This is a genomic window from Evansella clarkii, from assembly GCF_002019695.1.
In the GTDB taxonomy this organism is placed as follows: domain Bacteria; phylum Bacillota; class Bacilli; order Bacillales; family Salisediminibacteriaceae; genus Evansella; species Evansella clarkii.
This window is the reverse complement of sequence record NZ_KV917376.1, coordinates 2239633-2263692: the sequence shown is the minus strand read 5'-3', so window position 1 is coordinate 2263692 and position 24060 is coordinate 2239633. Positions and strand designations below refer to the sequence as shown.

The window sequence follows — 24060 nt, the reverse complement described above, 5'->3', positions numbered from 1 at the left end:
GAAAAGGCTGTCCACGCCGGGACAGCCTTTTCTCTTTTAACAAAATAAGAAGTATAAAAGTTCCTACGAAAGCTGTCTAGCTCCACCGCCTACGAGCTCGAGGTCACTTCAGGCAGGCTGCTACCTGAATTGGCATCTATGCTGCCTTGCGACGAGTAATCGCAGGAGCACTTGAAGCCAAAGAGCGGCTTCTGTCATGCATCCTCGGGTAAGCTGTCCAACGAGCATAGCCTCTTGAATCGCTGCGAGTTGCCTCGACGGATATACTCCGGAGCTAAACTCGCAGAGGATGAGGCAGTGCTTGGGCCTGCGGTTACTCGGCCCAAATTTACGCTTCGAAGCTAACGCAGGCTCATTTGTCGCTCGTGACCAAGGCGCTTCCGCTTTTCTTTCTACCCGGGCATTATGCCCCTTTTGACTTGTCTTTCTCTTCTTTTATTTCGCCTTTTTTCACCATTTCGTCATACCAGACACCGTGATGTTCTTTCGCATAGCTGATAGGAACATCACCTTTTGTCATCCCTCTCATAGAAGCCTTTGAATTTGGATGGCCTATACTCAGGAAGATATGCCCGACTACTACTGCTAAAGCAAGCCCGAAACCGATATTGTGGATCGGGTAGGCCCATTGTACGACACCTGATGCGAATGCTCCCGGGAACCACATAACAAACCCGGAACCAATCAGCATTAACGTACACATAATCGTAAGCAGGGAATTAAGTTTTTCACCCGCATTGAAAAAATCCTGTTTTGGTACCTTCGACTTTCCAAGGAAAAATTCCTTTGGAAAAGCCATCAAAAATTGAAAATCTTTCTTTTCCCACTTTAAAATGTTTTTTGCCCAGTTTTTAAACCCGGCGAAGTCAAAAATTATCAGCAGGAATAATGGGACAATAAACAGGACGGCAAAGATTCTGTGAAGCAGCCTGGCCATTTCCGGACCGCCGAATACTGGGTAAAGCCAGTTAAAAAAGTCTGTGTATAAAGGCAAAGCTGTTATATACAGTGCAAAGAATGCAAACGCGTTTACCCAGTGGGAGATAATAAATGCTTTAGAAAAACGTTTCACAGTACTTTCATTACTGTTTTGTTTCTTCATTTATTTCTCCTCCTTCCTCAGTATCATGGCCGTGCCCTTCTTTATTGAACAGCTTGTTCGTTATGAATCCTGTGAAAACTGCCATAGTTGTTACACCAAGAAGTGCTTTTCCTAATGGCTGTGCATAATCTTTCCACACTACTGCAGATGTCGGCACTTTCGGGTTCGGAGGAAGATCATACACTTCCGGCGGATGAGCCAGTAAATAGATCATGTTTGTTCCATCGACACCAGGCGGGTCGTAAATCTGGGCATCCGGGTAAGTGAGCTTTGCTTCTTCAAGACGCTCTTTAGCAAGCTCAAGCATTTCTTCTTTCGTACCGAAAACGATTGCGTCAAGAGGACATGTAACAGCACAGGCAGGCTCAAGGCCTTCATGGATTCTGTCATTACACATATCACACTTCTGAGCCCGCTCTGCTTTCTCCCCATCAGCATTAACATACTCAGCGAGTTCTACAATTCCAAATGGGCAATTCTGCACACAATACGTACAGCCGACACATTTTTCCTGGTCGATGACTACGTTCCCCATGTCTGTAGTAGTGATAGCTACTTCCGGACAAACCTTAACACATGCAGCCTCTTCACAGTGCATACAAGCCTGGTGGCGGAAAAGCCATTCAAAACCACCGCTTTGATTCTCGTATTCTTTCATTTGCAGAACGTTCCATGTTTTTCCATTAGGTTTATCATGAGACTGGTAGCTGCCTTGGTAATCTCTCGTATCTACAGGGAGGTCGTTCCAGTTTTTACATGCCACCATACAGCCGCGGCAGCCAGTACAAATTGTTACGTCTACTAATTTAGCATAGGCCATCTTTAAGCCCTCCTTACGTCACAAAGGAATGCTTTGTATTCTGGGATCATCGTATTTGCATCCCCTATATGCGGTGTTAAATAGTTTGCAATCGAACCAGTAGCAATTCCTTCATATCCATAATGCCAAGGCATACCTACATGATGTACCTTCTGGCCCCGAACACTGTAAGGCTTAAAGCGCTTAGTAACCATCGCGAACGCTTCAATTTCCCCTCGTGCTGAAGAAATGACAACTTTATCTTTTTCTTTAATTCCTTTTTCTTTCGCAAGCTCTTCACTCAGTTCCACGAACATATGAGGCATAATCTCAGACGGCCACTCCAGGTTTCTCGTCATTGACCCGGACTGCCAGTGCTCTGTCAAACGGTATGTCGTAGCAACAATCGGGAAGTCAGCAGCTTCTCCCTTTTGGTTCATATCCCCGCCCCAGATTTTAACTGCCGGGTTCAGCTGAACACTGGAGAAAGCATTTGGAACCGGGCTTTCGTATGGCTCATAATGCTCTGGAAACGGCCCTTCCGCCATTCCTGCTGCAAATAGTCCGCCTTTCCCGTCAGGAAGCATAATGAACGGGTTCTCCCACCCTGGATCAGATGGTGAAGTAGCGACACCGAAGTCAGGAACATCATAGCCTGTCCAGGTTTCTGCTGCTTTGTCATACCAGATTCCCTCTTTATCGCTGCTCCATGGCTTACCATTCAGATCAGCAGAGGCGCGGTTATAAAGGATTCTTCTGTTAGCTGGCCATGCATAAGACCAGTTCAGATAGTTTTCCATCCCTGTATCTTTGTCATCTCTTCGTTTCGCATAGTTTTTCTCTTCTCCTGGTGCTGCGTCAGGATAGAATCCTGCATAAATCCAGTTTCCGCTAGATGTTGTGCCATCATCTTTAAGGTCTGCAAAATGATTTACTGTTCTTCCTGTATTCAGATCATAGCCATTTATCTCCCGGTTTACTAAATCCATGTCAGGGTAATCTGAATCTCCAAAACTCCAGTCCATTGCTTTAAATGGCTTAGCAATCTCGCTGTTATCATTCGCATATAACTTCTGAAGTCTTATAGCAAGATTATGGGCAAACCATGAGTCGGATCTGGAATCGTTCTTCGGATCAATTGCCTTCCAGCGGTACTGCATCCAGCGCCCGCTGTTAGTCACAGATCCTTCTTTTTCAAAAGGACCAGCAGCAGGGAGCATAAACACTTCTGTCTGCACTTCTGCCGGGTTGCTTCCAGCCTTCTCTTTCCAGAATGCAGCTGTTTCTGTTTCCCAGAGATCCATAGCTACAAGCCAGTCCAGTTTCTGGAGTGCTGCTCGCACTTTTCTCACGTTAGCACCGCCGACCATCGGGTTCTGTCCCCAGATGAGCATTCCCTTAATCTCTCCGTCGTACATAGATTCAAATAAGGAAATATGGGAATAGTTTCTGCGGCCTTTCGGGAAAAAGTCATATCCAAAGTCGTTTGCTTTTGTTGCATTCTTGCCGTATTGCGCTTTCAGATAGCTTGCCAGAAACTTTGGTTTATTTGACCAGAATCCGGCTGCTGGAGTTTCATTTTCATTATACGCATCAAGAGACTGATGTCTTTCTGACTGTGTAGGAGCCCCGATGTATCCAGGCATCAGATGGAAGAGCAAACCGAAGTCTGTTGAGCCCTGCACATTACATTCTCCACGTAAGGCGTTAACACCGCCGCCTGCTCTTCCCACATTTCCAAGAAGAAGCTGGAGCATCCCGTAAGCTCTGATGTTCTGGGAACCTACTGTGTGCTGAGTTGTTCCCATCGCATACATAATCGTACCTGTTTTTTCTTTTGCCCCCGTGCCACAAAAAGTTTCTGCAACCTTCAGGTAATCTTCTTTCGGTGTTCCGGTCACTGAACAGACTGTCTCAACATCATAGCGGCTGAAATGTTTTTTCATCATTTGGTAAACCGTTCTTGGATGAGACAGCGATTCGTCTTTGACGATGTTTCCTTCCTCATCCCTCTCGAACACCCACGTGGATTTTTCATAGCTTCGGCTGTCTTCGTCATAGCCTGTGAAAATGCCGTCTTCAAAATCATAGTCTTCGCTGATAATAAACGAAGCGTTTGTATATTTCCTGACATACTCGTCATGGTACAGCTTATTTTCCAGTACGTAGTTAATCAATCCGCCGATAAAAGCGATATCTGTACCTGAACGCATTGGTGCGTATATATCTGAAACGGCAGCAGTTCTCGTAAAACGAGGGTCTACTGTAATCAGTTTACCGCCATTCTTTTTCGCTTTAGTTACATATTTCATACTGATCGGATGGTTTTCGGCAGGGTTTCCTCCGATAACCAGCATACAGTCACTGAACTGAATATCGTTCCAGTGGTTTGTCATTGCGCCACGACCTAATGTAGGTGCCAGACCGGCAACCGTAGAGGAGTGTCATATCCTCGCCTGGTGCTCAATATTAGTGAGTCCCAGGCTGCGCATTAATTTTACGATCAGGTAGCATTCTTCATTCTCAAGCGCAGCACCGCCCAGGTTGGCAATGGCTTCTGTACGGTTTACAGGCATTCCGTCATCGTGTGTGACAAAGGTTTTATCACGGGTTTCCTTGATTTTTTCAGCAATTCTGTCAAGCGTCCAGTCCCAGTCCTTCTCTTCCCAGGTGTTGCTTCCTGGTGCCCGGTACATAGGCTTTTTCACTCTTCGGTCTGAAGTAAAAAGCTGTCTGACAGAGTTTCCTTTACTGCATAGTGTGCTTCTGTTAATCGGGTGATCCGGATCCCCTTCCGTATACACCACATCGTCATTTTTAACGTGAACCAGAATACCGCAGCCAACAGAACAATACGGACATATCGTCGGCGTCACTTTTGATTCTGCGATTTTTAGTTCTTTTGACGCTGCTTGAGCTTTCTTCGGATCGAAACCAAGTTCGATTACCGCAAGAGTAGCCGCTGTTGCACCTGACAATTTCAGAAACTGTCTGCGTGTCACTTCAATCATTGCTATTCCCCCTCATCTTACTTTCCTTTATGAATAACCACCGAAGCCTTATGAACATAGCTTCAACGGGTTATTTCCCTGATTAACCCTCAAACTCCCAAGTTGATAATTACGATCCCGCAGTGGTAACCGTTTTCAAATCGTTATAAACCTTACCATGACTTGTGTATACTACCGTCATCTTTCCTCTTATATATCCGACAACTTCGATTCCAAGGAATTTTGCAAGCTGTACTGCCTGTTTTGTTGCTGCTGTTCTGCTTCCAACAATGCCAAAGCCGAATCTTGCAGATTTAGAGAGCATTTCATAGGAGATACGGCCTGTTGTAATCAAAATAAGCTTGCTGGCATCCAGCTCTTCCCTTATTGCATAGCCGATTATTTTATCAACAGCATTATGACGACCAATGTCTTCTCTGACGAAAATCTCCCCATTTTCGAGAACAATACATGCCCCATGCATCCCCCCTGATTCGTTATACATTGGTGAAGCTTTCGCAAATTCATGCCGCTTTTTTAACATATATGATAAAGGCAGAACCTGGGTCGTATGGATTTTCGGAAATCTTTTCACGTCTGTCATGGAAAAAAAAGTAACTCCGTTGCCGCAGCCGGCGGTAACATGTTTTTTCTTCTTCAATACTTTCCGGAGTAATGTATCATCTGTTAATGAGACAAATATTCTGTTATCAGCTATTTTTAATTCTTGCACTTCCCCGGCTTTATTAATGATCCCTTCGGTAAACAAGTGTCCGTATGCCCAGTCTTCCAGGTCAGCTTTTGTTAACTGGTACGTGCCAATCTCATTGCCTTCCACGATAAGGGTTACCGGATATTCTTCAGGGCAGCATGTCCTCATATAACCTCCCCCTTTCTTTTATTTAAATCTGTTAAAATAAAATTAATAACTATCTAAATGGTATACGAGACAAAAATAAATATCTGTGACCTTCTTCACATCTGCAAATCTTTAAATTTCTTTTAATATCTCTCTCAGATAGAAAAAAGTTCATCTGCTCAATTTCGTATACCTTATATACCTAGGCTTGCGGAGGTTTTTAACACCGAACACTAAGTCGCATAACATAAAAAATTATTTATCGCACATAAACAACTATCGAGAAACATTCACAGAATGTTCATTTAAAAACTGACGTTCATCACTGAAGCACATAAAGGAGCAAACAGATGAAGAAAAAAGCAAATAAAAATAAGACTTTTATTTTTTCAGCAAGTTTTCTAATTTTTTGCGGAGCAGCCGCCGTGGTGTTATTAAACAGCGCACTTTCTGATGGAACTACAGAAAGTCTTACAGCTATGGAGCATAAAGGAGTTTCCCATACAAGAATCCTCCCTGCGGCTCCCTATCTTGTTATGGAAAGCAATCCGATTGAGGCGGGACATGCAGCGCAAGTAAGAGAAAAATGGGCAGGGACAGAAATTGAGCCGGCCCAGTGGGGAGAACAGGTTACAGGGGTTAAGAACAGGATGGACACAGAAGAAAAAGTCCTCGCACTGACACTGGATGCGTGCGGCGGACCTTACGGAAGCGGTTATGATGAAGAACTTATAAATTTCCTGAGAGAAGAAGAAATACCTGCTGTATTGTTTGTGAACGCACGCTGGATTTCTGAAAATGAAGCTGTTTTCCTGGAACTCAGCGAGGACGATCTTTTCACGATTGAAAACCATGGGACAGAACACCTCCCACTCTCTGTTTCCAGCGGTACGGCGTGGGGAATTAAAGGCACAGGGGGAGCAGAGGAAGTGATTGATGAAGTGATGGAAAATCAGGAACTAATCTATTCTTTAACAGGAATCTGGCCGTCCTTTTTCCGTTCCGGTACGGCTTATTATGATGAAGCAGCCGTCCAGATAGTTAACGATCTTGGTCTTGAAGCAGTCAATTACGATATTCTTGGAGATGCAGGAGCAACATATACAAGCTCCCAGGTTAAAGAGTCCCTGCTAACTGCAGAGCCAGGCTCTATTGCGCTGCTTCATATGAATCAGCCTGGGAGCGGTACTGCCGAGGGTGTTATGGAGGCAGTTCCCCTTCTGCAGGAAAGAGGATTTGAGTTTGTTCATCTTGATGATTATGAGCTGGAAGAATAATTAATGGAAAAATGGAAGCGGCTGGCTATTCAGGTGGTAGCAGTTCCGGCTGAAAGTGTGCAAGACTTCTTGCGTCCCTTGAGTTGTAGGGTTACACTTGCTCAAGGGATGCAAGGCCTTCTTGCGTCCCTTGAGTTGTAGGATCGCCCCTGCTCATGGGATGCAAGGCATTCTTGCGTCCATTGAATTGTAGGATTGCCCCTGCTCAAGGGATGCAAGGCATTCTTGCGTCCCTTGAATTGTAGGATTACTCACACTCAAGGGATGCAAGGACCTCTTGCGTCCCTTGAATTGTAGGATCGCCCCTGCTCATGGGATGCAAGGCCTTCTTGCGTCCCTTGAATTGTAGGATCGCCCCTGCTCATGGGATGCAAGGCCTTCTTGCGTCCCTTGAATTGTAGGATCGCCCCTGCTCATGGGATGCAAGGCCTTCTTGCGTCCCTTGAATTGTAGGATCGCCCCTGCTCATGGGATGCAAGGCCTTCTTGCGTCCCTTGAATTGTAGGATCGCCCCTGCTCATGGGATGCAAGGCCTTCTTGCGTCCCTTGAATTGTAGGATTGCCCCTGCTCAAGGGATGCAAGGCCTTCTTGCGTCCTTTGAGATATAGGATTGCTCACGCTCAAAAAAAACAAGGATGCAGTGATATGCATCCTTGTACTTATTCATAAAACTTCCTTACTGCTGATTTCAGTGAATGAATAAATTCGATATGTAATTTTATATCCAGTTCATGCAGCCTTTTTGCCTGGTCTGGTTTTACACCGGTTATAAGAACCTCATTTCCCATATAACAAAGGGAGGCGAACATTTTTTTCAGCATTTTCACACCAGAGGCTTCAATACTGCCAACTGCAGTAAAGTCAAACAGCAAAGTTTCTGAACTTTGTTCATTTGAAGACGCCAGTACATTGGCTTGTATAACGTTCATCTTGCTTTCGTTTAGATCCCCATATAAAGGAATAAGAGCCACATCATCCGTAATTTGTATGTACGGAGCAGACAGACGGTTATTCTCCTGCAGCGCTTCCTCCAGTTTTTCTTTTTCACTGAGAAGTTCAAAATTAGTTTCACTGAGCCGCTCTCGCAGATTCGCCAGCTGCCCTGTAACTTCGTTAATGGAGCTTTGCTTCTCAAAGATCACTATCTCTCCGTAAAGTTCATTTCCCCAGCCGACGGCAAGTTCAGCAGCTATGACTTCACCTTGCTCTGTAACCAGGTTTGCTTCCAGGGTTATTTTTTCCTGTTCAGGTTTAACCCATTTTTTTACTTTAGCATGGCTTCCTTCCTCCACGGCAGAAAGAAAGGTATCCACTTTACCGAGCAGTGCTGCCGCCTCTGAAGTAGCATGAAGAATCTTAAAGTTTCTGTCTATTACAACCGCAGAGACCGGCAGATGATTAAGAGCTGTTTGCATTATTTCTGCCTCCCTTACAGTCATCCAGCCAGTATTGAAGGGAGTGTAAATCCCTTATAATAATCACATTATCACTTTGAAATGGGGCAAGTCCGTACATTTTTGCCATCCGCCCGCCAATAAGAATTAATGGTTTATATTCGCCATTGGTGATTTTTGAAATATATTCCTTCACCGAGGGGAGTCTGTACGACAAAGCTGCAGACAGAGAAACGACGTCCGGTTTCCACTGTTTTATTGCTGCCAGTGCATGCTCCAGCGGAAGGTCTGGACCGTGGTATCTTACATTCCACCCTTTATCTCTGAAAAGCGCTGCTGCCATTTTCATTCCTATATAGTGCTGCTCCCCTTCTACACCAAAGAGCATCGCCTTCTTTTTCACAGCAGTTTCTGCTTCATTCATCTGCCTGTGATCCGTCGTCCTGGAAAGAGCGTAATCGCATACTGCTGTAGCAAGGTGCTCGTCAGCTACAGTAATTTCGTTTTCTTCCCAAAGTTCACCTATATAGTACATGGCAGGGGTAATGAAATCTTCATACAAACTTAGCCGGGAATATTTATTTTCAATTTTCACAAACTGTTCTGTTACTTCGTTCTCCCGCCCTTCAAGCAAAAGGCCAGCCAGCTGCTTCGGTTCCATTATCATCTGTTATCCCACCTTGGCTTTACCGGCCAGACTTGAGTATGGCAATCGCTTCATCCAGCATACGTAAAAATGCCTGTTCCTCACCAGGGTCTGTCTTACCGGGTATGATTTCTTTTAATCTTTGAAAATTATCTATAATAAGCTCTGTCCCTACCTGTCTGCTAGTCAAAACTCGTTCAAGCCACTCCGTATAATCAGTAAAGTACTTATTATCGTCCAGTAAACAGGCGGTTTCCAGATGGTCAAGATGGTGGTGGTTATCTTCTTCTGTCCGCTTCAACCCGTTTTCGCCAAACTTTTCCCGTAACGCTGGATAAGCATCGTAAATTTGCTTTACAGCCTCGTTAACTATTTCTCTTTTAACTTCCTGTTTCATCGGGCCACTACCTTATAGCGGGAGACCTTTGGAACGATAGAAGCCAGTTCTTTATCCGGATACTTTTTTTCAAGTTCATGAATTTTTTTATATTCATCACTGGTAACCCAGGCGAGGTAATTATCTTTTGTTTCCCATTCAAGATGGACGGTTAGTTCCTGGGGCTTTTTATCATTCTGAAGAAGCTGAAAAGAAAGGAATCCTTCAGCTTTATCAACACCCCTCGTCCGGTTACGGTATATATTAATCACTTCTTCCGTCTTCTGTTCAGGCACAATTACGGTGGACGTAACAATGTACATTCAAAAACCCCTTTAATAAAAAATTAGAAGTGCCGTTTCAATTCATATACTAACCATATAGAAGGGGTAAAGATGTGTCAAACGTTAGATTCTCTATGCGCCCGCAGACACCTCATGGCACTTTTCCAGAGAAAAATTGTTTATTCTGAAAAGTAATTTGTTCAGCTCTGTTTAGTAACTCCTGAATTAATTTTATTTTCAGTAAACAGACATCTTAAAAAATTTTATTTATATATCCTTTAAGAATAGCCGCAGATTTGTCAAAACGGGCTGTCTCTTCTTCCGTTAATTTTAAATTCACTAATTCACGAATGCCGCCTGAATTAATGACCGCTGGTACACCTGTATAAACATCTTTCTGTCCATATTCACCCTGGAGCAGTGCTGAAACGGGAAGGACTGCATTTTCATCTTTAGCAATCGCCTTTGTGATCCTGGCAAGCCCCATTCCAATTCCATAATAGGTTGCTCCTTTTCGTTTAATAATCTCATAGGCAGCATCACGTACTTTAATAAATGTTTCCTCTAATTCTTCCGCATTCGGCCTGTTCCCTTCATCAAAGTCGAATAATGGTTTCCCGGCAATTGTTACATGGCTCCATACCGGCAGTGAAGAATCGCCGTGTTCCCCTAAAATGAGCGCGTGAACATTTCTTGAATCAACCTTAAACTTATGGGCTAATAAGTAGCGGAATCGGGCTGAATCAAGTACTGTTCCAGAGCCAATCACCTGGCTGGAAGGAAGGCCGGAGTACTTCCATGTAGCATATGCCAGCACATCAACTGGATTAGTCGCTACCAAGAAAATTCCTTTAAATCCCGAATCCATTACTTTCGTCACAATATCTTGGCGTTCTTTTCTAATAATTCCAGCCGTGTTTCTCCGGGAGCCTGATTAGCACCGGCACAATTGACAACCAGATTGGCATCTCTGCAGTCTGCATAAGTGCCCGCCCATATGTTCATTGGGGATGAGAAAGGCATACCATGAAGCAAATCGATCGCATCCCCTTCCGCTTTGTCGTGGTTTAAATCGATGATAACCAAATCTCTTACAAAGCCTTGATTTAACAGAGCATAAGCAAAACTTGAACCGACTGCACCTGCGCCGATAACCACAACCTTCATACTTTTAATTTCCATGCATGGCCACTCTCCTCTCATTTCAACTATTCCTCTATATGTTTCAGTAAAAAACTGTTTTTATGTAAAAAAATCTTAAAAACACAACAAAAAAGGACGCAGCCTCTGTGCATCCTGTTTGCAGTTTCTAAGCATAAATTCAGTCTGGCATGACCCAGATTATTTCCTGAATTCTTATAAAAAAAGTCGTATCTTTGCTCTGCACGGTTATATGGTCAGGTTTTACTTCCATTAACTGCCCCTGCACAGTCCCTCTTCCAGTTTCTATAACTGTATGTCTGCCAATGATGGACCGCAGCGTCTCGTTTAAAAATGGCTCATAAAGAGAAACATACTGTACATTCCCCTGCCCATTCCTGTTCTCAGCCATATACATTCCTCCTGAACCTAGCAGCTCTGCCAGCCATTCTAAAAATAGGGTGCACAATGTTCAGCAGGAACGATTTTTATACTCCTGCCAGTCACAGTATATGCCCTGATACTTTCGTGGTGACATGAGACAAGGTTAGTTTATCAGGCAGGAAGAAGTACTTTTATTACCTTTACAGAGGGTGCTTTTCAGCCAGCCTTTAATCTTTCGTTATTCATTCCTATTTCGTTTCCTCTCTTTATCTATTATAATTAAGTCATCTTTATACTAACAACATAGTATGTCCACTAGCCGAGGTGAAAAAATGTCAACGAACAAGAAAATTTATTTTGGGGCAGGGGCTGTTATTCTTCTGGCTTTATCACTGCTAATGATAGTTATGACAATGAATGAGCCCCAGAACGGAGCCTCACAGCCTCAGGTCTCACAGGATTCGGGAAGCGAGCCTGAAGAAACAGAAAGCAGCGGGTCCGACAGCAATACTAATATTACTGACGAACCAGCCGGGGAAGAAAACATATTGGAAACGGATCAATTTAATTCAGAGGAAATAATTGATTACGCTGAAGAAGCTGTAAGTAAAACAGGACTGACAAGCTCTATCGATGGTCCCCGAATCGAATCTTTCAGAGAACATGCTCTTTTACAGCAGAATTTTCTTAGCCTTATGGGACAGAATTTATCTGAAGAAGGGGAGATGGAAAATGAAGCTGAATGGTCAGCTAAGGAACTCAATGCCTGGATGGCCGTGGCTGAAGAAGAAACAGGATTTTCCTATTCTGAAGAAAAGTTTATGGAGTTTGTGAATGAAGAACAATATATCGCGGAAGATGACCAGGAAACAAAAATATTACTGGATGTACTTTTAGAAGAAGATGACAACCTCTATCTAAGGCAGCTGGAATATCTGTATATGCGGCCGTTTATCTGGCAATCCGTGAAACCTGCTTTAGAGGAGGAATATGAGCAGGAATCCGGCGAGGCAGATGAAGACTATGAATACAGGCTTTATTTAGTATATGGAGAAGCAATATCCGCTTATCTTGACGAAAATCACCCTGAACTTATGCAGTAAATTAATAAATAACACTAACAGCCACCAAATGTCTGGTGGCTGTTTTACGTCATTAAAAGGACTTTTGTCCAGGTGCATACAATTTTCAGTTATACTCAGAAAAAACTACAGTAAATATAACTTTCTCTTCAGTCACTGTATCTATTAATACCAATTTTGCTTCTTTTTTAAAATCGATAGCAGAAACATTAAAATATGCCCGTTTTATCGCCCCGCCGCCAAGGATTTCCTCTCTGTCAGCAGAAATGATCTCTCCATCCTGTTCTATAACCGCATCGTAAAGAAAGCCTTTATTTTCCTCAAATCGAATACTAAATGGCAGGTAACCGTCCATTAACTCTTTTATAATTTCCTGTCTTTTTACTTTTCGTCCATAGAGCTGATATGTTTCTGATGCCTTTCTTGCAACAGTTAATGCTGGAGGTTCTATATAAGCAAAGGCAACATCTCCAGAATCGGCACCAGCTGGAAGAATATATTTTTCCAGAGAAAAGAAGGAGGAGGTTATCCCCTTCTCAATTATTTTATCAATCTCTTGTTCTGTTAAATAATAAAAATATGTATCATCGCTAAAAGTCCTGGAAAGTGAAGACTTTTCATCAGGGCTGCCTGATGTCTCACCAGAAGTCAGACTAATGAGCAAGAACATAACAGCTGCAGCTATTACCCCCATAGCCGTCATACTGATCAGCATTTTTTTCACCATATACTCACTTCCTTCAGCTACATTATACAATTTTCAGCAAGCTTCGGGGAGTAGGTAACAGTATTTGCTGTAAAAGTAGGAGCTAAGTGAAAACGATTTCCTTTTTCAAAAAATATAAACTTTATTTTTTTGAGAGAAAACCTGTTGGGAAGGTACGGGGCATATGTTATACTTCGTCTCGTTGACTTTAAAACAAGGGGGTTGGCTTATATGTCTAAATTATTTGAAGGAGTTCGCATAACTCCAATCATTATAATATTTTTCGGTACATTAATCTTCTCTTTTGGAATTATTCATTTTAACATGCAGAATGGATTAGCTCACGGTGGAGTAACCGGAATTACTTTACTGCTATACTATGTGGCTGGCATCGAGCCTTCCTTATCAAACCTTTTGATAAATATACCTTTATTCATCATCGGCTATAAGCTGTTAGGCCGGGTTATGCTTATTTACAGTGTTATCGGGACATTATTTCTCTCACTGACTTTACGTTTCTTTGAACTAAACCCTGTTACGGAAATTCCGCTGCAAAATGACATGATTCTAGTTTCTATATTTGCAGGTGTCTTCACAGGGGCAGGCCTGGGAATTATATTCCGGGCAGGCGGGACTACAGGCGGAGCAGACATCCTTGCCCGTCTTGCTGATAAATTTTTCGGTATCAGCCTTGGAAAATTTATGTTCGGCTTTGATGCTGTAGTAATTACCGTATCATTGATTCACCTTACACCAACCCAGGCAATGTATACACTTGTCACAGTGTTCGTTGGAACGAGAGTGATTGATTTTATCATTGAGGGCGCCAGCGCTGCTAAATCAACAATGATCATCACTTCGAAAACAGAGGAAGTATCCAGAGCGATCATTGAACGCATGTCCCGGGGATCAACAGTACTGACAGGAAAAGGCAGCTTCACTTCTGACGAACGCCAGGTTCTTTACTGTGTTGTTAACCGCAATGAACTGATTCAGCTGAAAAAAATCATTAATGAAATTGACCCGTATGCTTTCTTTTCCATCAATGATGTGAAGGAAGTCTCAGGGGAAGGTTTTACATTCGACCAGGAGAAACGGCCGCTGAAAATATCGTAGTATAGGAAAAACGAGGAGGGTTTAATAACCTCCTCGTTTTTTAGTCCGCTGACTGATAATTATCTCTTTTATTACTGCTCGATTCCTGTTCCTCTGCCCTGTTTTTATAATAATCTATCTCGAGTTTGTACAGCTGTCTCCTGACAGAATTCCAGTCCTCATTCGACATTGGCGTCTCCCTGAGCTCTCTCGTTATTGCATGCATTCTATCAAGATCATCCTCAGTCTCTTCCTTTTCTTTAATTCTGTTTTTAATATTCCTGATTTCTTCTTCTTTTTCCCGAATAGGATCGTCCCATGTAAAATAAAGATTTTCCGGTTCAATCTCTTCCGATAAAACATGCTTTAAAAAATAGACTGCTTTTTTCGGGCCGACAATGGATAAATCTGTTGCATGGAGAGTTATCGTGGCTCCGTCGTCATATCCCTCTACTTTTATATACTTCATTTTTTTATCAAATTTATTGTTAAAAATTCTTTCCATGATATGAGTAAGAACCACAAATGTCCAGCGTGCCACTTTTTCTGTATCCTTCACTTCTGCCTTCAGGTCATGACTCTCCAGTATATCCACTATTTCATCGAGCACATCCTCATATTTACCTTCCCTTATCATGATGGCAAACTGCTCCTGGACGTGCCTTTTCATATAATTTGGCATCTTAAGAATCGGGATCACAATGATCAGTGCCATGGACAGCAAACCGAGAACGAGAGCATAAGGGAACCCCATTAATGTTTGCTTTACCCGGGAGTGATCCGGATGCCTGTTCTCCAGTTTTGTTGAAGTATAACCAATAACCAGTGGGATGAGAACCCAGATAAGGACAGCAATTATTCTTATAATCATATCATCATCCGGGAGGAACGGGATAAAATATTCCGCCAGATCCGGAAAGATAACCGATAAACTAATATAAATCCAGTATAAGGACAAGAGGCCCATAAAACTTATTTTCGAGTCGTCCTTTGAAGGCACGCGTCCGAAAAATGTTAGAGTTGCCATACTGAACACTTTACTTAGCAACTTAGCTAACCCTGTTAATAACACTCTAATAATAGGCATTCGTTTCACCTTACTTTATGAAGATTTGCATGACTCGTTTGCTTCCTTAGCAGCATCGTATTTTTTTCTGCGGTATATTCTGAATAAAATATAGGAAAAACCGCCGAGAACCAAAGCAGCAAATATAAATCCCTGAGTGTTTTGGAACCACTCTGCCATAGCCTCTACATTACCAAGCGTTCCAAGGTAGAACATTAAGACCGATAATGGATAAAAGCCAATAAAAGTTAACATCAAAAATTTCTTTACTGAGATCTGGCAAAAACCAGCAATATACGAAATATAGCCCATACCGATAAGACGGCCCACAGCTATCATCCAGTCCCCGTATTTTTCAATTTTCTCCTGGGCAAATTTCACTTTTCTTTTCGGCAGCTTTTCTCTTAATTTGTCTTCATACTTAATGCTGATCCAGAAGGGAATTAAACTGACTGCCATATATGTTAGTGTTGTAAAAATTGAAAATAAAAGAATTTCCCACCAGCCTGGATTCAGAAGATATCCGTAAGCAAGAACAAACAAAGCGGCTGGAAATGGGATTGAAGCCGCTTCGATTGCCACCCCAAGAATTAAGCCGAACCATCCCAATGCCTTAAGCACTTCAAAAATTAATTCGAGCATCTTTTTTTACCCCTGTCATCTTGTTGTTTTCTGTTTACTATTACCAGCAGCCGGCCCCCGGTAATTTGCTTTATCTTCGATTCCCTCTGCCAGCCTTCTTTAACCTCTTTTATTAAATTGTAAAATATTCCAGGAACGATTTTGTGGAATATGGCCATCTTATGCAAGTGGAGACGCAGAAAAAGCAGCAAAAAAGCCTTACCAGCTTTAATCAGCAGATAAGGCTCTCAATAACTTATTATTCGTATTCTTCGAGAATTTTCAGCATCAAATCGGGACGGTCGGTAACAATTCCATCAGCCCCGAGCTCAATAAGTTCTCTCATTTTTTCCTCATCATTAATAGTCCAGTAATAAACTTCCATCCCACGGCGGTGCGCCCCTCTTATAATTTTATCGTCCTTCAGATTGAAAATGCTTTCCTCGGTTGGTATTTGCACGGCGTCAACTTTCGGACGATAAAGACCGTTGAGGAAAAATTTATGGAAAACTACAAACCTTGTAATTTCGTCGACTCCCCCGCTCACTGCAGCCCTGCCGTCTGAGATTTCAGTCATCATATCATTAATTCTCTGATTAAAAGAAGCGGCCAGCACCTGGTCTTCCATATTATATTCTACCATAAGCTCCCAAAGCCTTTCAGCCATAGGCCGGTGCAGCTCCTCATCATTTGTTGCCTTTAATTCGATGTTAAATGCCATGTCAGGAAACTCCGAAAAGATTTCTTCCACTGTCGGTATCATAATCCCCTGCCCCCGGAAGCTGAACTCCCCATGAAGGTCCTGAAAATAATCAGCTGCATCAAGTTCCCTAAGTTCAGCAAGTGTCATGTCATTAACTCTGCCTGTCCCGTCAGTTGTTCTGTCCACCGTATTATCATGAATTGCCACGAGATACCCATCACTGGTCATATGTACATCAAATTCAATAACATCGACTCCCATTTCGTCTGCCATCCTGAATGCTTCCATCGTATTTGAAGGCGCAAGATGCTCCCCACCCTGGTGGGCAATTACCAGTGGACGATTCTCTAAATCTGCAAAAAAAGGTTTTACTGGTCGTTCACTCACAGGAAATAGTAAAATCGTCACCCATCCTGTAAGCATCGCCAGAAATAAGATGCCTGCCCAGCGAAGTAAACGCTGTTTTTTTGATCTGTTAGTAACGGTCACTACTGAAACTCTCATACGCTGTCCCCACTTTCTATTATGTCTCTGCTTATTATTTTAAATGAAAGGTGACGAAAGACACATCATTTTTTATGAATTATTGGAAGGGTACGCGAGATGCTCTTACGTTACCGTCTCAACTGATTTTACTAAGCTCAGGCATGATGGACGCTCCAGCGTTACCTTTCTCTCACTTTTTCATGGAGTTCGGGTATGATGGACGCTCCAGCGTTACCGCTTACTTTGTTTTTTTCCCCAAGCGGGTACGCGAGATGCTCTTACGTTACCGCTTGCTTTGTTTTTTCTCCGAGCGGGCATGCGAGACACTCTTGCGTTACCACTTGCTTTGTTTTTTTCCACGAGCGGGTACGCAAGCCCCCACTTACGTTACCTCGCCATTCTATATCCAAGCTCTTCTCTCGTTCTTTTATTCTATGAATTCATTCTGAAATGCATGACAAGCTTTCAAACGTGTGACAGATTTTTGACAACTGTGTGTTTTTACCCGGGTCATATGTTTGAAATAAACAGTCAGTGGTATTAGGGGAACGACTTCATTTATTTTGAAAGGGAGGTATTTATGTGTCCATGAAAAAAGGCGGATTTCACCATTACGGAGAAACTGGAAGGCCGGTTGTCCAGGGTAAAAACGGAGCCGTTACTTCCCCCCATTATTTAGCGACACAGGCAGGAAAAGACATCCTGCAAAAAGGCGGTCATGCAGTAGAAGCTGCTATAGCATTGAATTCCGTTCTGTGTGTAGCCTATCCTCATATGGCAGGACTTGGCGGTGATCTATTCGCTTTAGTATGGGACAAGTCAGAAAAAGAAGTGAAGGCCGTGAACGGAAGTGGCCGCTCAGGGGAAAAAGCGACGAGAGATTTCTTTTCAGATAAAAATATGGACAGTATTCCACCAAGAGGACCGCTTGCGGCAAACACGGTACCTGGTACTGTAGATGCCTGGTGGGAAATGCACCAGCAGTACGGAAAATTGGAATGGGAAACATTATTCCAGGATGCTATTCACTATGCGGAAGAGGGTTTTCCTGTAAGTGAAAAATTCAGCAGATTCGTTCACGAAAAACAGGATCTGATTAAACAGTATCCTGAAACAAAAAAAGCATTTTTTATTGAAGGACGCCCTGTAAAAACTGGTGAGCTTTTAGTTCAACCGGATCTTGCATGGTCCTTCCGCCAGATTGCCAAAGCAGGACGTGAAGCTTTTTACGAGGGAGAAATCGCCGAAAAGCTCATAAGTTCCCTTGAACAGCACGAAGGACTCCTTACGAAAGAAGATCTGAAAAACCACCAGTCAACATGGGAATCTCCTGCTACCACAACCTATAAAGGGTATGAAGTGCATGAATTAAAACCGAATACACAGGGTATTGCCACTTTAATGATGCTTAATATGCTTGAAAAACATGATTTACGGGAAATTGGCGATGAGACGCCTGATTATTACCACCTTATGGCCGAGGCTGCAAAAATCACTTTCCGGTACAGGGACAAATGGGTAACAGATATGGATTTCAAAGATATCCCGCTCGATAAGATTATTTCCAAAGAGCACGGAGAAAAAATGAACGAACATTTTTCCTGGGATTCTGTTTATTCACTCGATGACCTGGATGATCTTCCGGATATTAAAGGAAACAGAGACACCACCTACAGCTGTGTGACTGACAGCGAAGGGAACAGCATCTCTCTTATCCAGAGTATTTTCCATGAGTTTGGTTCCGGATTTATCCCTGAAGGAACAGGATTTTTACTGCAAAACAGAGGATCTTACTTCAGCCTTGATCCGGAACATCCAAATACACTGGAGCCAAATAAGCGCACTTTCCACACAATTATACCTGCAATGGCAACGAGAAACGGAAAGCCGTTTATGCTGTTTGGTTCCATGGGCGGGGAAGGCCAGCCGCAGACACAATGCGCACTGTTTACAAGAATCGTAGACTTCGGCTACAACATCCAGCAGGCTATCGAGGCACCTCGCTGGCTATACGGTAAAACATGGGGCGAAGACAGCTCTTCACTTAAACTGGAAGGAAGAATTTCAGACAGAATCGCCCTGGAATTATCTGATCGTGGACATGAAATAGAAAAGACAGAGAATTACTCACAGCAGATGGGGCATGCGCAAGGTATTGTCATCGACCAGAAAACTGGCGTTTACAATGCCGGAGCTGACCCCCGCGGTGACGGGATTGCCCTGAGCTGGTAAACAGCTCGGGGCCCCGCCCTTACTTACTGACTGAAAGAGAGGGATAGTATGGATAATAATTTACCTGTGGATCTCCTTCATTGGTCCCTGGCACTTTTACCTTTAGCATTACTGCTTATAATGCTCGTTGTTTTAAAATGGTCCGGTCCTGTTTCCGGCTGGATTGCCATGGGTGTTGCTGCTTTAATCGCATTTACTATGTACCAGGCACCACTAGATAACGTGGCAGTCGGATTTGGAAAAGGACTTTGGGAAGCATTTTTTATTCTGCTCGTTGTCTGGCCGGCCTTGCTTCTTTATCAGGTAACAAAAGAGGCTGGCGCTTTCACAGCAATCCGTGAAGGACTGCAGGAACATACGAAAAACTACTTATTTCTTGTCCTGGCATTTGGCTGGGTTTTCGCTTCCTTTTTACAAGGTATCGCAGGATTTGGTGCTCCAATCGCAGTAGTAGCTCCGCTGCTGATCGGAATCGGCGTAAAACCAGTCACTGCTGTTGTTATTCCGCTGATCGGGCATGCCTGGGCAAACATGTTTGGTACTCTTGCAGTGGGATGGATAGCTACTATTAATATCATTGAGATTGAAAACCAGGCATTAACCCTTACCCTCACAGGGATTATGTTATGGATTCCGAACATAGTTGCCGGTTTAATGATTTGCTGGCTTTTCGCTAAGTGGAAAGGTGTTAAGGAAGGATTTATTGCTGTAATTGTCATTTCGGTTATTCACGGTGGCGGGCAGCTTGCATTGTTGCAGATAAACCCTACGTTAAGTAACTTTATCCCTGCAACACTCGCTATCGGTGCTCTGTTTCTCCTTGCAAGAATGGATAAATATAAAGAAAAAACAGAGCTACAGAAAGATACGGATATTCTTGAAGAAGACGATCCGGATGAGGCTGCTGAGGAAGGAGAAGTTAAGACCTCCATCCATAAAGCCTTCATGCCTTACTATGTGCTCACTGTAATTTCGATTATTGCTCTTGGTATACCTGGGATTACGAATATGCTTGAGCAGGTTGAATGGGGACCACCGTTCCCTGCTGTAGAAACAGGCTACGGTCATGAAGTGGAAGCGGAAGAGGCTTATTCGCCGATTGAACCGCTCACACATCCAGGACTTTACCTGCTCATTTCATCAATATTCGCTTATTTCTGGTTTAAAAAAGTTGGACTGTATAAAGATGACAATGAAGTGAAAAGTAATATCTGGTCCGGTGTAAAAGACAATGCTGTCGGTGCTTCTTTAGCAATTTCCGGTTTCCTGACAATGACAGAAATTATGGGAAGCTCCGGGCAGACTACTGTGCTTGCTCTTGGAATTGGGGAAGTATCACCGCCTGTCGTTTACGTAGCCTTAGCAAACGTAATCGGGATTATCGGTGCATTTATGACCTCCTCAAACACCGCGTCTAACGTACTGTTCGCACCGCTGCACCATTCTGTGGCAGGCTCCATGGAAGGACTCAGTGTGCCACATGTCATTGCCGCACAGTCAGTCGGTGGTGCTATTGGTAACTCCATTGCACCAGCAAACGTCATATTAGGAACAAGTACTGCAGGAATTAAAGGTAAGGATGCTGAGGTATTTAAACCGACACTCGTATTTACTCTCATTTCCGGTGTTCTTGTATCAGCCGTTGCGGTTGTAATGTTCCTGATGCTTGGATAATTGCTCAAAGTGAAATGGAATAGAGACATCAAACAAAACGGCCATGTTAAAGATCCCTGTTGATTGCAGTGATCGTCATGAATCGAAAATCAACATCAGAGTTTAACAGTGCCGACAAATATTGAACAGGCAAGGAGGTCTTATATGGAAAACTCGTTACCGGTAGATTTTCTTCACTGGTCAATGGCAATACTGCCATTGATTCTGCTCCTGGTCATGCTTGTACTGCTGAAATGGTCCGCGCCTGTTTCCGGATGGATTGGAATGGGTATAGCAACAGTCATTGCTTTTACCCTTTTCCAGGCCCCCCTTGATAACCTCCTTGTCGGTTTCGGGAAAGGTCTCTGGGAAGCACTTTTTATCCTCCTGGTCGTATGGCCGGCACTATTGCTGTACCAGGTAACAAAGGAGTCAGGAGCTTTTACAGCCATTCGCGAGGGAATTCAGGAACATACGAAAAATTACCTTCTCCTGATCCTCGCTTTCGGCTGGGTCTTTGCCTCTTTCTTACAGGGCATTGCCGGGTTCGGCGCCCCTATCGCAGTAGTGGCACCATTACTGGTGGGAATAGGGGTAAAACCAGTGATGGCCGTTGTAATCCCTTTAGTGGGACATGCATGGGCTAATGTTTTCGGTACTCTCGCGGTTGCCTGGATTGCTACCACGAATGTCGTTCAAATTGAAAATCAGGCAGTTACCTTGTTTTATACTGGCGTCCTGCTCTGGCTGCCGAATATCATAGCCGGGCTGATGATCTGCTGGCTTTTTGCAAGATGGAAAGGGATAAAAGAAGGCTTCATCGCTGTCATAATTATTTCAGTGATCCATGGAGGAGGCCAGCTTTTCCTTACACAAGTTAACCCTACATTAAGCACCTTCGTACCGACTGTTATTGCTTTAGGAGCGTTATTCCTGATCTCAAAATGGAAACGCTACAGTGAAAAAACAGAGCTTGAAAACGAAACAGAAATACTGGAGGAAGACCATTCAAGCGATGTGGATGAACAGCCTAAAATCAGCATGCACAAGGCGTTTATGCCGTATTATGTACTTACGGTACTGTCAATTGTCGCCCTTGGTATTCCATGGGTGTCAAACGTTCTCGAGCAGGTTGAATACGGCCCGCCGTTTCCTGCAGCAGAAACAGGATACGGCTTTGAAGTTGAAAGCGAGGAGTCTTATTCACCGATCGAACCGTTGACTCACCCCGGATTATATTTATTTATTTCAGCTGTCTTCGCTTACTTCTGGTACAAAAGATTGAATATGTACGATAAAGACAGTCCGAAAGATATACGTGCAGGTATGAAAGAAAATGCTGTCGGGGCTTCCCTTGCCATTGCCGGATTTCTGACAATGACAGAAATAATGGGAAGCTCAGGACAGACTACTGTAGTTGCTTTGGGAATTGCTGATGTGTCCCCTCCCGTGGCTTATATCGCTCTGGCAAATGTAATAGGGATTGTGGGGTCGTTTATGACTTCTTCCAATACGTCCTCGAACGTGCTGTTTGCCCCACTACATGATTCCGTGGCACAGTCCATGGATGGACTATCTCAGGCAGGCGTTATTGCGGCTCAGTCTGCCGGAGGAGCAATCGGGAACTCCATTTCTCCATCTAACGTAGTCCTTGGTACAAGTACTGCAGGCATAAAAGGAAAGGATGCAGAAGTATTTAAACCTACCCTTATATTTGTACTCCTTTCGGGAATTGCGGTTTCTGGAGCTTCAGTACTGTTCCACCTGCTTGGATCTTAAAAAACAAATGAAAGCTCACTTGCTGTCATCACAACAAAGTGAGCTTTTTTATTGATTTAATCTTCGCGGCCCTTAATAGTGAGGCGTAAAAGCCGGTCATCATTTTTGTCTGGGTTGCCTCTTCCGTCTGTATTATTAGTAATTACATATAAATTTCCTTCATGTACTTTAACATCCCTAAGTCTGCCTTCACCGCTGAAAACCTCTTTAAGCTCAGAATTTTCTTCACTAAGGACGTAAAGATTCTGTCCTCGAAGCCCGGTTACTAATAGTTGACCGTCAAGCATAGCTGTCCCTGAGGGTGCCCATGTATTTTCACCTGAATGAACAAGTGGCTGTTCCATCTCTTCCATTTCTTCATCGCCGATTATTTCCGGCCATCCGTAATTGTTTCCAGCTTCGATTAAATTAATTTCGTCATGTCCGGTAGGTCCGTGCTCAGCACTGTACAATTCATTATTGCTGTTCCATGCCAGCCCCTGTGGATTTCGGTGTCCGTACGAAAATACAAATGAGTCTTCAAATGGATTGTCGTCAGGAACCTCACCTTCTACCGTCAGGCGGAGAATGCTCCCTGCAAGATTATCAGGATCCTGCGAAAGAGCCGGCTCATTCGCATCACCAGTTGTCACATACAGATAACCGTCTGGGCCAATGGCAATCCGCCCTCCATTATGAATGCCATCACCTGGTATTTCGTCAAGGAGGACTTCTGTTTCCTCCCAGCTGTCATCTTCCTGCACAGCTTTTACCACCTTATTTTCTAATCCGCTGCTTCCTTCATAAGTATAATACAGAAAAATCTCTCCTGTATCGCCAAAGTCTTCGGAAACGGCCATGCCTAAAAGACCGCCCTCCCCTTCATGAACGATTGGATCGGAGGTGTTTATTTCCTGCCTGTCACTGGAACCGTCCTCAACCGCAGTAATAGTTCCTTCACGTTCCGTCAGAAAAATTGTATCTTCATAAAAGTTAATATCCCATGGTACCTGCAGATTTTCTGCCAGAACTTCTGTCTGCCAGTCTTCCGAAGTAAGATTTGAATAATTACTTTCTCTTTCCGGAAGATTATTATTGTTTTCTGCTGTATTGTTGTTTCCATCCGGCAATTCTTCAGCGTTATTTTCATCCGTTGGCGCTATCACTTCGTTTTCATCATTCTCTTCTAGATTGGCTCCATCCTGTTCCAACTCAGATTCATTTTCTGTATTATTCCCATCATTTCCGCACGCTCCCAGCAATAATGCAAAAGCAGCGAAAGAAACTGGTGATTTTCTCATCGCAACCGCCCCTTTTGGAATTATTTTTATTAACGTTTTTTTATGTCCATGCTGGACTTAGCTCTTGATGCTTCGTCCAAATAAGTACTATGTATTCTGCTTTAT

General features: G+C 43.4%; 20 protein-coding genes and 1 pseudogene. 6 read left to right on the top strand and 15 right to left on the bottom strand.

From position 1 onward, the window contains the following. Window positions 1-403: 403 nt before the first annotated feature. From BK582_RS10280 to fdhD, 4 genes are all read right to left on the bottom strand, one after another. Complete coding sequence (locus tag BK582_RS10280) at window positions 404-1102, bottom strand: formate dehydrogenase subunit gamma (protein ID WP_078594905.1); 699 nt, start codon at window positions 1100-1102, stop codon at window positions 404-406. Continuing rightward, the gene (locus tag BK582_RS10275) at window positions 1083-1922 is read right to left on the bottom strand and encodes a 4Fe-4S dicluster domain-containing protein (RefSeq protein WP_078594903.1); all 840 of its coding nucleotides are present in this window, start codon (window positions 1920-1922) and stop codon (window positions 1083-1085) included. The genes BK582_RS10280 and BK582_RS10275 overlap by 20 nt, the downstream gene beginning before the upstream one ends. Before the next feature lie 2 nt (window positions 1923-1924). After that, complete coding sequence (gene fdnG, locus BK582_RS10270; protein ID WP_139368232.1) at window positions 1925-4912, bottom strand: formate dehydrogenase-N subunit alpha; 2988 nt, start codon at window positions 4910-4912, stop codon at window positions 1925-1927. Window positions 4913-5021: 109 nt separating this feature from the next. Beyond that, complete coding sequence (gene fdhD, locus BK582_RS10265) at window positions 5022-5771, bottom strand: formate dehydrogenase accessory sulfurtransferase FdhD (protein WP_078594901.1); 750 nt, start codon at window positions 5769-5771, stop codon at window positions 5022-5024. Window positions 5772-6100: 329 nt separating this feature from the next. On the opposite strand from fdhD, the gene BK582_RS10260 reads away from it, so the two are divergent. Further along, a complete protein-coding gene (locus tag BK582_RS10260) occupies window positions 6101-7027 on the top strand; it encodes a polysaccharide deacetylase family protein (protein WP_244895377.1) in 927 nt (308 codons plus the stop codon). 660 nt (window positions 7028-7687) lie between these two features. Here the strand turns inward: BK582_RS10260 and BK582_RS10255 are convergent. The 6 genes and pseudogenes from BK582_RS10255 to BK582_RS10230 all read right to left on the bottom strand — a co-directional run bounded on the left by BK582_RS10255 (window position 7688) and on the right by BK582_RS10230 (window position 11280). Then, window positions 7688-8443, bottom strand: a complete 756-nt coding sequence (locus BK582_RS10255) for an STAS domain-containing protein (protein WP_169910942.1) — start codon at window positions 8441-8443, stop codon at window positions 7688-7690. Continuing rightward, window positions 8427-9089: a cobalamin B12-binding domain-containing protein gene (locus tag BK582_RS10250; RefSeq protein WP_078594897.1), complete on the bottom strand. Its 663-nt coding sequence runs from the start codon at window positions 9087-9089 to the stop codon at window positions 8427-8429. The genes BK582_RS10255 and BK582_RS10250 overlap by 17 nt, the downstream gene beginning before the upstream one ends. Before the next feature lie 19 nt (window positions 9090-9108). Beyond that, window positions 9109-9465 carry a hypothetical protein gene (locus BK582_RS10245; protein ID WP_078594895.1) on the bottom strand — a complete coding sequence of 119 codons (357 nt, stop codon included), beginning with the start codon at window positions 9463-9465 and terminating at the stop codon, window positions 9109-9111. Next, window positions 9462-9767 (bottom strand): antibiotic biosynthesis monooxygenase family protein, encoded by a 306-nt coding sequence (locus BK582_RS10240; RefSeq protein ID WP_078594893.1) that lies wholly within the window; start codon window positions 9765-9767, stop codon window positions 9462-9464. The genes BK582_RS10245 and BK582_RS10240 overlap by 4 nt, the downstream gene beginning before the upstream one ends. 214 nt (window positions 9768-9981) lie before the next feature. Beyond that, window positions 9982-10910: pseudogene (locus BK582_RS10235) on the bottom strand (L-lactate dehydrogenase). A gap of 139 nt (window positions 10911-11049) precedes the next feature. Beyond that, window positions 11050-11280 (bottom strand): YuzF family protein, encoded by a 231-nt coding sequence (locus BK582_RS10230; protein ID WP_078594890.1) that lies wholly within the window; start codon window positions 11278-11280, stop codon window positions 11050-11052. 304 nt (window positions 11281-11584) lie between these two features. Between BK582_RS10230 and BK582_RS10225 the strand changes: the two genes are divergently transcribed. Beyond that, window positions 11585-12355, top strand: coding sequence for a hypothetical protein (locus tag BK582_RS10225; RefSeq protein WP_078594888.1), 771 nt, complete (start codon window positions 11585-11587; stop codon window positions 12353-12355). An 85-nt stretch (window positions 12356-12440) separates the two neighbouring features. Here the strand turns inward: BK582_RS10225 and BK582_RS10220 are convergent, their stop codons facing one another. Continuing rightward, a complete protein-coding gene (locus BK582_RS10220) occupies window positions 12441-13061 on the bottom strand; it encodes a hypothetical protein (RefSeq protein ID WP_078594886.1) in 621 nt (206 codons plus the stop codon). A 210-nt stretch (window positions 13062-13271) separates the two neighbouring features. Between BK582_RS10220 and BK582_RS10215 the strand changes: the two genes are divergently transcribed. Next, complete coding sequence (locus BK582_RS10215; protein WP_078594883.1) at window positions 13272-14156, top strand: YitT family protein; 885 nt, start codon at window positions 13272-13274, stop codon at window positions 14154-14156. A 40-nt stretch (window positions 14157-14196) separates the two neighbouring features. Here BK582_RS10215 and BK582_RS10210 read toward each other — a convergent pair whose 3' ends face one another. The 3 genes from BK582_RS10210 to BK582_RS10195 form a co-directional block, all read right to left on the bottom strand. Beyond that, a complete protein-coding gene (locus tag BK582_RS10210) occupies window positions 14197-15222 on the bottom strand; it encodes a hypothetical protein (RefSeq protein ID WP_078594881.1) in 1026 nt (341 codons plus the stop codon). 15 nt (window positions 15223-15237) lie between these two features. After that, window positions 15238-15843: a DedA family protein gene (locus BK582_RS10205; RefSeq protein WP_078594878.1), complete on the bottom strand. Its 606-nt coding sequence runs from the start codon at window positions 15841-15843 to the stop codon at window positions 15238-15240. 238 nt (window positions 15844-16081) lie between these two features. Further along, entirely contained in the window at window positions 16082-17029 is a 948-nt protein-coding gene (locus BK582_RS10195) for a glycerophosphodiester phosphodiesterase family protein (protein WP_078594872.1), read from the bottom strand. A gap of 570 nt (window positions 17030-17599) precedes the next feature. On the opposite strand from BK582_RS10195, the gene ggt reads away from it, so the two are divergent. The 3 genes from ggt to BK582_RS10180 all read left to right on the top strand — a co-directional run bounded on the left by ggt (window position 17600) and on the right by BK582_RS10180 (window position 22675). Continuing rightward, on the top strand, window positions 17600-19243 hold the full coding sequence (ggt, locus tag BK582_RS10190; protein WP_244895492.1) for a gamma-glutamyltransferase: 1644 nt from the start codon (window positions 17600-17602) through the stop codon (window positions 19241-19243). Window positions 19244-19291: 48 nt separating this feature from the next. Beyond that, entirely contained in the window at window positions 19292-20917 is a 1626-nt protein-coding gene (locus BK582_RS10185) for an L-lactate permease (protein WP_078594867.1), read from the top strand. 144 nt (window positions 20918-21061) lie between these two features. Continuing rightward, window positions 21062-22675 (top strand): L-lactate permease, encoded by a 1614-nt coding sequence (locus BK582_RS10180; RefSeq protein ID WP_078594864.1) that lies wholly within the window; start codon window positions 21062-21064, stop codon window positions 22673-22675. Between the two features lie 56 nt (window positions 22676-22731). Here BK582_RS10180 and BK582_RS10175 read toward each other — a convergent pair whose 3' ends face one another. Further along, window positions 22732-23955, bottom strand: a complete 1224-nt coding sequence (locus tag BK582_RS10175) for a PQQ-dependent sugar dehydrogenase (protein WP_078594862.1) — start codon at window positions 23953-23955, stop codon at window positions 22732-22734. Window positions 23956-24060 lie beyond the last annotated feature (105 nt).